Here is a 12,286-nt window from a genome sequence, read left to right as displayed (position 1 = left end):
ATTACCAAACTTTCTTTCTGTTGAGTGCTGCATCCAGGTACGCCTTGGCGTGAACGGCCTGGAGGAACATATCTATGACGGTTTCGTACATGGTTGCGGCCAGCAACATGTACCTCCAGCCCCGGAATCGCAGGGTTACGATGCGCTCCAGGACGAAGATTGCGGTAACAGCTATCCAGAAGGGGTGGAGGTTCAGGCCCGCTCCGGTGATGAAGGCGAAGATGATGGAGCTGAAGTAGGCCAGTGTCACCATGACACCGATCATGGACAGGAATTGGCGTCCCCAGTACGGCCTGGTGATTTTGGTCCACCCGTACTGCACACAGTTCTCAACTGCGCCGCGCTTCCAGCGAAGCCGCTGTGCCCAGAGTTCACGCCATGTGGGCATGACCTCGGTGACCAGAGTGCAGTTGGAAGGAGATGCGATGCGGTAGCCGAGGGTCAACAGTGCAAAGGAGAGTTCGTTGTCCTCGGTCAGAACCGAGGTGTCATAGACGCCGCCCTTGCCGTTGCCCGGAGGAAGTGTGCCTTCCAGCCGGGCTGAGACCACGTCGCGCAGCGTCTTGACCCGGAACAGGGCTGCCGTTCCGGTAACCACCAGGCACTTGCCGTGGAGGCGCTTCACGTCGCGGGCATAGCGGGCGTACTCGTTGCGCTGCAGGTGTCCGACGAAACCGCCGCCGGGACCGCCGCTGAACACTCCGCCCACTGCGCCGAGCAGTTCGTCGGCCAACAGGTTCTTGGTGGCGTTTTCAATGAAGTCGAGGGCGAGCTGGGAGTCCGCATCCTGAACCAGGATCAAGTCCTCGGGGTCGGCCTCGGGAAGAAGCTCGCTGAGGGCGAAGTTCAGGGCTCCGGCCTTCTTGTCCTTGTTGCCGACGGTCCGCAGCACCTCGACGCCCTGGGCAAGCGCGAGAGCCTCGGTGTCGTCGGTGCAGTTGTCCGCCACCACAATGATGCGGTCCGGGCGGAGGGACTGGTTGTTCAACGAGGTGAGGGTCTCGGTGATGCCGGCGGATTCGTTGTGCGCCGGCACCAGGACGGTGACCACGCCACCGGCCGCGCGGTGGGACCCGCGGGGTGCGGCGGCCGTTGCCGGTGAGTCTGCGTCGGCCGTGTAGTCCGTGATTTCCGTGAGCATTGTGATCCCTCCGTTCGTGCGTTGAAGCGTTGACTCACTTAGAGTTCCAACGCCAACGCAAGAAATGCGCAGGGAAAGCGTCAAGGAAATATCAAGGTTTGCTCAGGAGTTCAGGAACGCCGTCACGAAGCGGATTCGAGGACCACTTGTACGTTTTTGGATGCTTCCGGAGGGGCCCTTAAACGCAAGAGGACGACGCCGGCAAGTACCGGCGTCGTCCTCCTGCTTTTGCTGTGAGCTGCTTAGCGGCTCAGGCTCACGGTGAAGGTTTTGGGTCCGCTCAGGGTGACTGCGATTCCGCAGTTTTCTGCAGCTGCCCGGTGTGAGAGGGACTGGACAGCGGCATCGATGGTGTGGTCGATGGCCGACTTGTCCCAGATTTTCAGCGTGATGGAGTCAGTATGTGTCGTCATTGTCAGTACTTTCACTCAGGCCGGTATCAGCCCCAAGCCTCTTCGCCCGGGGCCGCATCCTCGTCGGTGAGGATTGCTGATTCAGCTTGTATGGGAACGAATTCCCTCATTCATGGTTCATGTTGCCCACCACGGTTGACAAGCGAATCCGACCAAGTGTGACCGATTACACGTTTTTGATTACCCTGTGTAACCGGCGTTGACAGTGAGCTCCCACCCGCTGGCGCCCCTGGTCAGCCGTTGACGTAGCCCATGTGCTGGGCGTTGTACCGATCACCGTGGACGCCGATGCTCCGGACGATCGCGTCGAGGTCGGCGCGCTCATCGGCGGAAAGCGCGACCTGCGTTGCGGCCACGTTTTCCTGGATGCGCTCGGTGCGGCGGGTGCCCGGGATCGGCACGATCCACGGCTGCTGCATCAGCAGCCAGGCCAGGGCAATCTGCCCGGGCGTCGCCCCCTTCGCCGCTGCGAGCGTCTTCACGTGGTCAACGAGTGCCTGGTTGGCCGCGAGATTCCCTGCCTCGAAACGCGGGACCCGGGAGCGGATGTCCCCCTCGGTGAAGCTGGTGGAGGTGTCCACGGTGCCGGTGAGGAACCCTTTGCCCAGCGGGCTGAACGGTACGAACCCGATGCCGAGCTCGGCAAGGACAGGCAGCACCTCGGCCTCGGGATCGCGCGTCCAGAGCGAATATTCGCTCTGGACAGCAGTGACTGGGTGCACTGCGTGAGCACGACGGATGGTGTCCGCGGAGGCCTCCGAGAGGCCGAAGTGCTTGACCTTGCCCTCGGCGATGAGTTCGCTGATCGTGCCGGCGACGTCCTCGATCGGCACGGCGGGGTCAACCCGGTGCTGGTAGAACAGGTCGATCACGTCGGTACGCAGCCGCTTTAGAGATTCCTCTGCGACGCGGCGAATCTGGTCTGGCCGGCTGTCGAGGCCGACGCTCTTGCCGTCGCGAATGTCCCAACCGAACTTGGTGGCGATGACGACTTGGTCGCGGATCGGCTCCAGAGCCTCACCAACCAGTTCCTCGTTGACGTAGGGCCCGTAGGCCTCTGCGGTGTCGAAGAAGGTGACCCCTTCGTCGACGGCCGAGCGCAGCACGGCGACCATCTCGTCCCTGCTGCCGGGGTTGGGACCATAGCTCTGGGACATGCCCATGGCCCCTAGTCCCAGTGCGGAGACCTTCAGGCCCTGGCCGAGTGTTCTGGTGTGCATGATCAGTCCTTCGTGGTGAACGTGTCCTTGAGTGGCGGAAGCCCGCCAAGCGACGGTGCCCTGGGACCGCCAGTCCGGGCCTGCAGGAACTGGCGTGCAGCGTCCCTGGTCATACGGACAACGCTATTCCGGCCACCGCCGCAGAGGGAGTCCCCACTGGTACCCCCTTCACTGGAGGCTCCACTGATCCCTTAGGCCGACGGCAAATCCAGGGTGTAGACCACCAGCTGCACCTTCGGCGCAGGCCGCTCCTTCTCGCGTTCCGGCCGGCGGACGTAGCCCAGGCGCCGGTAGAGGCGCTGTGACGTCTCATTGTCGACGGCGGTGTCCAGCACCACGCGCCCGGCACCACGGGATGCGGCGATGCGGGCGGATTCGTCGAGGAGTTTTTGGCCAAGACCCGTACGGCGGGCCTCAGGGAGCACAGCCAGCAACCTGAGTTCCACCTCGCCTTCTTCTGCCTGCCGGCTGAGGTATGAGCCAAAGGGCAGGAGGCTGGCAGTACCCACCAGGCGCCCGGTTTCTTGGTCTGCCGCAACCAGCAGCACACCTTCGCGGGCCCTGGCCGCAGCATCCAGCAAAAGGCCGAGGCGCTCTTCGTCGGGCTGATGCGCGCCTGGGAGATGATGACCGAACCCTTCGTACGTCAGCCGCCCCACGGCGTCGTACTCTTCCGGAAGCGCCTCGCGGATCACATAGGTGTCGGCGGCGACGGTCTGCGTGGTGGTCATGATTGTCCTTTCGGCTGTGGATCGAGTCCGAGGTGCGATTTCAGCGTGGCCCCCGTGTATTCAGTGCGGGCCAGTCCGCGCTCCTGCAGCAACGGGATGACGCCGGAGGTGAAGCGCTCCAAGTCCTGGGGGAGGAGGGAGAACATCAGGTTGAACCCGTCGGCGGCGCCTTCGGCGTGCCAGCGCTCCAAGGAATCGGCCACGTGCTGCGGGGTGCCGATGAAGTCGTGGTTTCGTTTGTCGCCGGTGAGTATTGAGTAGAGATCCTTGAGCGTGACCTCGTCCTCACGTCCATGGATCTGTTCCCCGGCGGAGCGGAAATCGGTCCGCGGCCGCGCGATGGTGGGAATGCCGGACTGGGCTACCGTGGCGTCCGCTCCCAGCCCGGTGAAGTCGAGTTGGCCCGCGAAGTATTCCTGCAGGAAGTCCAGGACCTGCTGATCGGTGATGAGGCTGTCCAGCTCGCGGATGCGTTCCAGGGCTTCGTCGGGGGCGTCCGCAACAACGGGCGAGATGGCTTGGTAGACGTAGAGTTCGTCTGGATTCCGTCCGAATGCCTCTGCCTGGGCACGTACCGAGTCCCTGTATTTTCTCGCCTGGGGAATGTCCGCGTGGCTGGCAAACGAGGCGTTGGCGAATCGTGCCCCCAACTGCTGCCCCGGAACCGAGGTGCCCGCCTGCGCCAACAAGGGGGAGTGCTGTGGGGAGGGCCCGATGTTGAGCGGACCGGCAACTGTGAAGAACTCGCCCTTGTAGTCCAGCCGGCTGAGTTTGTGGCGGTCGAAGAACCTGCCGGCCTCCTTGTCGTAAAGGAAAGCGTCCTGGTCCCAGGAATTCCACAGGCCCTGGGTGACCTCGACGAACTCTTCGGCGCGGCGGTACCGCAGGCTGTGGTCGAAGTGCTCATCGGCGCTGAAATTACCTGCCGTGCTGTTGGTCAGGTCCCGGGTGGTGACGATGTTCCAACCGACGCGGCCACCACTGATGTGGTCCGCGGTGAGAGCTGCTCGGGCAAAGTTGTAGGGCTCGTCATAAGAGGTGGAGGACGTGGCGATGAGGCCGATCCTGTTGGTGACCGCGCCAAGGGCCGTGACCAGGCCGATGGGGTCGAACCTGTTGAGGATACCCGGGTTGGACGTCTCGTCGATCGCCAGGGAGTCGCCCAGGAAGATCGCATCGAACTTGGCGTCCTCAGCGACCCTTGCCAGCCGCACCTGGTGTTCAAAGTCAATGCTGGCCTTCGGGAACGCTGTTTCGTGGCGCCATGAAGCCAAGTGGATGCCGGTGCCCACCAGGTAGGCGAAGAAGTGGATCTGCTGGCGTTCACGGGTGAGTATCTGGTTCATGGGCCTGTTCAGTGCTGTTCGGAGTCAGGAAAAGGTTGAGGGACGGCGGCGCTCTGTGGCGCAGGGCCGCCGCCCCTCGCGTGCTACTTGGTCTTCTTGATGGCCTCTTCTTCAGCGGTCAGGACTTCCTGCAGCTTGGCCGCTGTCCAGTCAGCCTTGAACTGAAGGTTGCCGTCGTTGAGCTTGGTCACCGAAGCCTCAACTTCGGGCGTGTGATAGGCGTCCACGATCTTCTTCCACGTGGGATCGTCCTTGCGGTCAGCCTTCACCACGAAGCCGTTGATGTAAGGCGCCAGGGATTCCGAATTCAGGTCTTCCTTGAAGATGATCTTCTCGTCGCCCAGTCCGCCTTTCTGGGCCTGCGTGTTGTTGACGACTGCGGCATCGGTGGTTCCCTTGAGCGCGTTCACCGTCTGGTTGCTGTCCACCGGGACAACCTTGATCTTGCTCGAGGTGATCTCTGCGGGTGTGGACAGCGAGTTGCCGCCATCCTTGAGCTGGAGAAGTCCTGCGGTCTGCAGGTTCAGCAGGGCGCGCGCCTGGTTGGTGGGGTTGTTGGGGATGGCAACCTCGGCATCGGCCGGCAGTTCCTCCACGGATTTGAACTTCTCCGAGTACAACGCCAGCGGGTACACGGCCGTCGCGCCAAGAGGAACCAGGGTGCCGTTGCTGTTGACGTTGAACTGGGACAGGTACTTCAGGTGCTGGAACAGGTTGATGTCCACCTGGCCCTGCTGGGTGGCGGTGTTGATCTGGGCACCATCGGTGAAGTTCTTGACTTCAAGGTCGATGCCCTGATCTTTCAGCTTGTTCTTCAGGAGGGTCCAGTGCTCCTCGGCACCGTCGTCCACACCGATGACCACCTTGGTGTTGGCGCTGGTTGACGAACCACTTGACGCACCCCCGCAAGCCGAGAGCGATAGGGCGGCAACCAGGCCGACGGCGGCAACTAACAAGCGGTTCTTCATGATGCTTCTCCGTACAAAGGGTCTTGATGCGAATGGAAGGTACGGGGTGTTTCCCCTGCCTCACGCTAGGCAGTTGGCCCCGTGGGAATCGAACGCCTTCGCAACACTCCGACGCGCATCGTTAAGGAAAGAAACCGCAGGTCACAGGGGGTCATTGGGTTCGATGCGAGCGCTGTGGCGCTGTTGGAATGGGGACCCAAACAACCCCAAAAGGAGGCTCCGGTGAGCGCGATCGTTTCGCTGCGCGGCGTCAGCAAACTGTTCCCGGTCCAAGGAAGCAACCGCGGCCAGCGCACGGAACCAGTGCGCGCCGTCGACAACGTCAGCCTGGACATCGAAGAAGGAACCGTGGTTGGAATTGTTGGCTACTCCGGTGCCGGAAAATCCACGTTGGTGCGCCTGCTCAACGGCCTGGAGCGACCCACTGAAGGCCAGGTGTTCGTCAAGGGCCAGGACATTTCCTCGCTTCCCGAAGGCCAGCTGCGCAAGGTCCGCGCCGGCATCGGCATGATCTTCCAGCAGTTCAACCTCCTGAAGTCCCGCACTGTCTCCGGAAACGTGGCCTATCCGCTCAAAGTGGCTGGTTGGCCCAAAGAGAAGATCAAGCCGCGCGTGGACGAACTCTTGGAGTTCGTGGGCATCGCAGATAAAGCCGGTTCCTACCCGCGGCGACTCTCCGGCGGGCAGCAGCAGCGCGTGGGCATCGCCCGTGCGCTGGCGAACGCCCCGGACATTTTGCTCGCCGATGAAGCCACCAGCGCACTGGACCCGGAGACCACCCGCGACGTCCTGCGCCTGCTCCGGCGCATCAACAAAGAACTCGGAACCACCGTTGTGGTGATCACTCACGAAATGCACGTCGTGCGCGAAATCTGCGACACCGTGGTGATGATGGAATCTGGCCGCGTGGTGGAAGCCGGGCCGACGTACTCCGTGTTCGCCGATCCCCAGAGCGACTCCACCCAGCGCTTCGTCTCCACGGCTGTGCACGGCACACCGGAACCGGATACGGTCACCCGGCTTGCTGCCGCGCATCCGGGCCGGCTCGTCTCCATCGGCATCTCCGAGGCTGCGCCCACACCTTTGGTGGCGTCCACCTTCGAACGGCACGGTGTCGGCTCCAGCGTCGTCTTCGGCGGAGTCACCGAAATCCAGAACAAGATCCTCGGGACACTGACGTACGAACTCACCGGAAGCGACGCATCGATTGACGCCGCGCTCGCCGACTTAGGCGAGATCACCGCCGTCGAACGCCAAACGGCCGCCGTCGAGCAAAAGACGGCCTCCGCAGACAGTGCCGTACCGAACCTTCCAGCCCCTGTCCCCGTGAACGCCGGAGAATAGCCATGACTGACTGGACAACCCTCCTGCCCGTCCTGGGCGAATCATTCCAACAGACCATCTACATGGTGGTCATCACCGTGCTGCTGAGTGGCGCCGCCGGGCTCGCTCTGGGTGTCACGCTCTACGCCACCAGGCCGGGAAACCTGTTCGCCAACAAGGCGGTGTTCTCGGTCCTGAACTTCCTGGTCAACATCATCCGGCCCATCCCGTTCATCATCTTCATCACGGCCATCGCCCCGCTGACGCTGATCGTCATGGGAACGACCATCGGCACAACGGCGGCAATCCTGCCCATGGCGCTGATGGCCGGTGTGGTGATCGGACGTGTGGTGGAGCAGAACCTGGTGGCCTCCGATCCCGGTGTTGTGGAAGCCGCCCGGGCCATGGGTGACAGCCGCTTGCACATCCTGTGGTCTGTGGTGATTCCCGAGTCGCTGGCGCCGCTGATCCTGGGCTACACGTTCATGATCATCGCCATCGTGGATATGTCCGCCATGGCCGGGTACATCGGCGGCGGTGGCTTGGGCAACTTCGCCATCATGTACGGCTACCAGCAGTTCAACTGGGAGGTCACGCTCGTGACCGTCCTGATCATCATCGTCATGGTCCAGGCCGCGCAGTTACTGGGCAACTTCCTCGCCCAGCGCATCCTCCGCCGCTGACTCTTCCCCCAGGAGAACAACAATGCCTATCGAATTCCTCGGCATGGGTGCCGGCAACGACTCCACGGAGACTTCGCCTGCCACCACGCCGTTCTTCGATCCCCAGTACGCTGCCCGTATCGCGAAGATCCATGAGGACAACAATTGGGACCACGTGCTGTTTGCCTACAACTCCACCACACAGGATCCCTCAGTCCACGCGGCATGGGTTGCAGCAAACACTGAACGGATCCAGTTGAGGTTGGCGCACCGCCCCAACGTTTCCCACCCGACGTTCGCAGCGCGATCCTTCCTGACGTTGGACCACATTGCGCAAGGCCGGTTGACCGTGCACTTCATCACCGGCGGCAGCCAGGCGGATCAGGCCCGCGAAGGCGACTTCCTTGCCAAGGATGCGCGCTATGGCCGAACGCAGGAGTACATCCAGATTGTGCGCCGGGCGTGGTCGGGAGATTCGTTCAGCTGGGACAGCGAGCATTACCGATTTGAAAACTTTGCCTCTGGCTTGGGGCCCTTTGCCGGCAAGCGTCCAGGCATTTCCTTCGGCGGGTCCTCCGAGGCGGCGTGGGAGGTGGGCGCTGCAGAGGCTGACATCTACGCACTGTTCGGCGAACCCCTTGCCGATGCCGCATCGCAACAGGAGCAGATCCTTGCGCGGGCCGCTGCCTTGGGACGGGTTGAACCATTGCGCTGGCAAATTGCCTTCCGACCCATCGTGGCGGCAACGGACGAGTTGGCGTGGGAGAAGGCGCACGCCATCCTGAGTACCTTCGAGGCGCGGCGGTCGGCCGGCGAGGTGATTGATCCTGTCCGGCATTACAACCAGAAGCCCGAGGCCGCCGGCACCCAGCGACTCCTCGCCGCGGCCGAGCGCGGGGACCTCCACGACCGCGCGCTGTGGACGGCCCTCGCCAAAGCGGCAGGTGGCGGGGGAGGAAGCGCGACGGCGTTGGTTGGCTCCTACGACACTGTCACCCAGGCGATCCTGGACTACCACGACCTCGGATTCGAGATCTTTGGTCTCCGTGGCTACGACTTCGTTCCTGATGCCCTTGAGTTCGGGCAGCACGTCATTCCACAGCTGAAGCAGGAAGTGGCGCATCGGGAGCAGGGCCGCACCGCCGAGGAAATCCGGGCAAGCCATGCCGCCGCCCGGGCACGCGTCGTGGGCGTACCTTCCTGACCCACTTTCAGCGCCACAACCAGCAATATCAAACCTTTTTGGTTGTTTCTCAGCATCCAAGGCGGCAAAGCAGGTCAGGAAGGAACGCTATGAGAAGCCACGGAAATCACGCTAAACGTTCCGCCCTGTGGCTTTGCCTGGGCGCAGGGTTCATCACGCTGTTGGACCAGTCAATGTTCGTGCTGGCGGTACCGGCTATGTCTGCGTCCCTCCACGCCGGTTCAGGTTCGGTGCAGTGGATCCTGGCTAGCTACTCCCTGGCGTTCGGCGTCGCGCTGGTTCCCGCGGGCAGACTGGGCGACATCGTGGGACGGCGCACGCTCTTCATTGCGGGTATCGCTGTTTTCGGGGCCTCCAGCCTGGTGGGTGGCCTGGCCACGGACCCATCGCTGGTCATCGTCGCCAGGCTCCTCCAAGGACTCGGCGCCGGCACCCTGAACCCGCAGGTGCTGGGCCTCCTGCAGGACATCTATTCCGGGCATGACCGCGCCAAAGCCCTCGGCGCCTACGCTGCCGCCGGGGGTTCGGCTGCGGTCTGCGGACCGCTGCTCGGCGGAGTGGTTCTTTCCTTGGGCGACCCATCCATCGGCTGGCGGATCCTGTTCCTCGCCAACGTTCCCTTGGTGCTGATCCTGGTTCCGCTTGCCTTCCGGCTCCTCCCGAGGCCTGCCATCAAAAACCCCGACGACGGAACCGCGAACCCCTCCATCGACGTCCTGGGTGCCTTGCTGCTCGGCGGAGTGGTGATCGCCTCGCTCATTCCCACGATCTACGGTGCGGGCATCATTGCAGTGACATCGCTGGCGGTCGGTGCGGGGATGCTTCTGGCCTTCGCTGGCTGGGAGCTCCTTTATCACCGGCGCGGCCGAACCCCGTTGCTCAGTGCCTCCTTGGTGAAATCAAGGGGCTACGCCTTGGGTACGGTGGTGGCGCTCTGCCAGTTCGGCGTCGGTGCCGGAATGGCCGCCGTGACTGCCTTCTACTTCCTCTCCGGGGCGGGGATGGCGCCGTTGGCGGCCGCAGCGATCCTCGCGCCGCAAGCAGCAGGAATGCTGTTGGCGTCCAGCTTCAGTTGGCGCTTCCTTTCCCGATACGGTCGCGCCGGGATCGTCTACGCACTGGTGGGCAGCCTGGCCTGCCTGATTGCCAAGGACCTCTTCGTGCAAGGGCTCGACGGCGGTACGGCGGCTCTGGCGGTGGCCGCCGTCGGACTTATCCAAGGCGTGGCAACAGGCCTTGTGGTGGCGCCAAACCAGACACTCACCCTTGCCCATGCGCCCGCAGGTGCCGCAGGGGTGGCTGCAGGCTTCTACCAACTCAGCCAACGTTTCGCGGCGGCCCTGTGCTCAGCTGCGGCCGCAGGCATGTTCCTTCAGGCGCACGGAGCGGCCACCGGCCAAGCCTCCAAGGACGCCTTCCACCAGGGCATCGTGATGTGCTGCGTTTTGCTGGGGGTCGCACTGCTCGCCGGCGGACTCGACTGGCTTCGCGAGGCAAGCAACCGCCGAAACGTACGTGCCGTCGTCGTGACCTCCGGAAAGGAAGCCGCGACGACGGCGGGAGTGCAACCGCCGGAACGTCCGACGGCGGGAGGTACTCAGCGTTCGGAGGCCACCGAATCGGTGGATGCCTGAGCCGATCCGACGGGCGGCGCCGATTCGACGGGCGGGGCGGTCGGCCCGGTGGTGGGGACGCCGGCGTCGCGCAGGGCCGGGAAGCCGCCGTCCACGTGGACGGCGTTGGCGTAGCCGAGGACCTGGAGCTTCTGCGCGACGGGACGTGAACCGTTGACGGAGCCGCAGAACACCACGATCTTCTGGTCCGTACCGCTGAGCTGGGCCAGGCGGTGGGCGGACTCCGGGCTGAAGTCCTCCTCCACATGCTCGAGGTTGACCACCACGGCACCGGGGACGGCTCCGGTGCTGGCGCGGCCGCCTTCGCTGCGGACATCGATCAGCAGCGCGCCTTCTTCGATGAGTTTGGCCGCTTCCTGGGCGGTGATCAGCTGGGTATCCTGCACGTCGTTTTCCGGTACGGCGGTTTCGATGGACATGGTGCTCCCTTTGTTGGTGGTGGGTGGAAAATCGGAAAGCTAGAGACCCCAGGCCTCGGCGAGCAACTGGTACGAGCTCTGCCGATCGGCGGGGTCATGGGCAATGGTGGTGATGAGCAGTTCCTGGGCGCCTGTGGCTCGCTGCAGCGTGCGCAGCTTGTCCCTGACCTGGTGCGGGTCGCCCACCAGCCGGGTGTCCACACGGTCTTTGACAAGGTCATTGGCGTCAGCATCCAAGGGCAGATCCAAGGCATCCTCCGGGGAGGGGTAGGGGATGGCACCCTGTCCGCTGCGAATACCGTGTACCCACTGGGCATAGCCGCGGGCGAGGCGCTGTGCTTGGTGTTCGTCCGGGGCCACCAGCACGTCCGCCGAGACGATCACCTGTGGTTCCTGCAGGGAAGCAGACGGTTCAAAGTGGGCCCGGTATTCGGCAATGGAGTCCAGGACGCCGGCCGGGGCTACGTGATAATTCGCGCCGAAGGGAAGGCCCAACTTGCCGGCGAGGCGGGCGCTGGGACCCGCTGTTGAACCGTGGATCCAGAACTGTGGCGACTGCCCGAGGGCCGGCGTCGCGGTGACTTCCTCACCATGCCTGGTGCGGTACCCGCCGGTGAAGAACCCGATGATGTCCTGGACGTCGTTCTCGAAGTTGTCGGTATCTCCCGGGAAGCGGCCCAGCAGTTCACCTTGCAAACGGAACTTCCTGGGGAGGACGGCACCGAAGATGGGCCGCGGCGCTGGGATCAGCAGACCGTCAACTACGCGATCGTCTGGTGTGTCAGTTGGGGGCACTACTCCGGGAGCCGGATCGCTGGGCGACTTCGGCGGCCCGGAACGCCCAAAGCCAAGGTCCACACGGTCCGGGAACACCGCAGCAAGAGTGCCGATGCTCTCCGCAATCTGGAGCGGCCTGTAATTTCCCAACAAGGTGGCTGCCGTGCCGACACGGATGGTTTTGGTGGCCGACGCAACCAACCCGGCGAGGATGTGCGGGGCAGAACCAGCAACGCCGGTGTTGAGGTGGTGCTCGGCCAGCCAGTACCGCGAGTACCCTGCAGCCTCAGCGACGCCGGCGAGGGCGAGTGTGCTGCGCAGGGCGTCGCCGGGGGTCTGCCCGGCGGAAACCGGAGTCAGGTCAAGAACGGACAGGGGAGTGACGGAATGCTTCGGCATGGGACGACACTACGGACGCACCCGCACAAGCCAAAGCCCATCAGTCACC

General features: G+C 63.6%; 12 protein-coding genes. 4 read left to right on the top strand and 8 right to left on the bottom strand.

Annotated features, from left to right (window positions below; translation table 11 throughout):
* Position 1: 1 nt before the first annotated feature.
* The 6 genes from WBN73_RS07070 to WBN73_RS07045 form a co-directional block, all read right to left on the bottom strand.
* Complete coding sequence (locus WBN73_RS07070) at positions 2 to 1,141, bottom strand: glycosyltransferase (RefSeq protein WP_207594810.1); 1,140 nt, start codon at positions 1,139 to 1,141, stop codon at positions 2 to 4.
* Between the two features lie 242 nt (positions 1,142 to 1,383).
* A complete protein-coding gene (locus WBN73_RS07065; protein WP_198318270.1) occupies positions 1,384 to 1,554 on the bottom strand; it encodes a hypothetical protein in 171 nt (56 codons plus the stop codon).
* A 233-nt stretch (positions 1,555 to 1,787) separates the two neighbouring features.
* Positions 1,788 to 2,774, bottom strand: coding sequence for an aldo/keto reductase (locus WBN73_RS07060; RefSeq protein WP_207594808.1), 987 nt, complete (start codon positions 2,772 to 2,774; stop codon positions 1,788 to 1,790).
* A gap of 191 nt (positions 2,775 to 2,965) precedes the next feature.
* On the bottom strand, positions 2,966 to 3,505 hold the full coding sequence (locus WBN73_RS07055) for a GNAT family N-acetyltransferase (protein ID WP_337339991.1): 540 nt from the start codon (positions 3,503 to 3,505) through the stop codon (positions 2,966 to 2,968).
* Positions 3,502 to 4,851 carry an LLM class flavin-dependent oxidoreductase gene (locus WBN73_RS07050; RefSeq protein WP_337339992.1) on the bottom strand — a complete coding sequence of 450 codons (1,350 nt, stop codon included), beginning with the start codon at positions 4,849 to 4,851 and terminating at the stop codon, positions 3,502 to 3,504. Before WBN73_RS07050 ends, WBN73_RS07055 begins: the two co-directional genes overlap by 4 nt.
* Before the next feature lie 83 nt (positions 4,852 to 4,934).
* Complete coding sequence (locus WBN73_RS07045) at positions 4,935 to 5,819, bottom strand: MetQ/NlpA family ABC transporter substrate-binding protein (RefSeq protein ID WP_337339993.1); 885 nt, start codon at positions 5,817 to 5,819, stop codon at positions 4,935 to 4,937.
* Between the two features lie 222 nt (positions 5,820 to 6,041).
* On the opposite strand from WBN73_RS07045, the gene WBN73_RS07040 reads away from it, so the two are divergent.
* The 4 genes from WBN73_RS07040 (at position 6,042) to WBN73_RS07025 (ending at position 10,642) form a co-directional block, all read left to right on the top strand.
* The gene (locus WBN73_RS07040) at positions 6,042 to 7,163 is read left to right on the top strand and encodes a methionine ABC transporter ATP-binding protein (RefSeq protein ID WP_280623598.1); all 1,122 of its coding nucleotides are present in this window, start codon (positions 6,042 to 6,044) and stop codon (positions 7,161 to 7,163) included.
* Positions 7,164 to 7,165: 2 nt separating this feature from the next.
* Positions 7,166 to 7,825, top strand: coding sequence for a methionine ABC transporter permease (locus WBN73_RS07035; protein ID WP_311213624.1), 660 nt, complete (start codon positions 7,166 to 7,168; stop codon positions 7,823 to 7,825).
* 22 nt (positions 7,826 to 7,847) lie between these two features.
* Positions 7,848 to 9,008: an LLM class flavin-dependent oxidoreductase gene (locus WBN73_RS07030; RefSeq protein WP_337339994.1), complete on the top strand. Its 1,161-nt coding sequence runs from the start codon at positions 7,848 to 7,850 to the stop codon at positions 9,006 to 9,008.
* Between the two features lie 89 nt (positions 9,009 to 9,097).
* The gene (locus WBN73_RS07025) at positions 9,098 to 10,642 is read left to right on the top strand and encodes an MFS transporter (RefSeq protein WP_337339995.1); all 1,545 of its coding nucleotides are present in this window, start codon (positions 9,098 to 9,100) and stop codon (positions 10,640 to 10,642) included.
* Here the strand turns inward: WBN73_RS07025 and WBN73_RS07020 are convergent.
* The gene (locus WBN73_RS07020) at positions 10,606 to 11,061 is read right to left on the bottom strand and encodes a rhodanese-like domain-containing protein (protein WP_337339996.1); all 456 of its coding nucleotides are present in this window, start codon (positions 11,059 to 11,061) and stop codon (positions 10,606 to 10,608) included. The two genes, WBN73_RS07025 and WBN73_RS07020, sit on opposite strands and share 37 nt — an antisense overlap.
* 39 nt (positions 11,062 to 11,100) lie before the next feature.
* The gene (locus WBN73_RS07015; RefSeq protein ID WP_337339997.1) at positions 11,101 to 12,237 is read right to left on the bottom strand and encodes an LLM class flavin-dependent oxidoreductase; all 1,137 of its coding nucleotides are present in this window, start codon (positions 12,235 to 12,237) and stop codon (positions 11,101 to 11,103) included.
* Between the last annotated feature and the right edge of the window lie 49 nt (positions 12,238 to 12,286).

It is taken from the genome of Paenarthrobacter sp. CCNWLY172 (assembly GCF_037402035.1).
In the GTDB taxonomy this organism is placed as follows: domain Bacteria; phylum Actinomycetota; class Actinomycetes; order Actinomycetales; family Micrococcaceae; genus Arthrobacter.
This window is presented reverse-complemented; position numbering and strand designations above follow the sequence as displayed.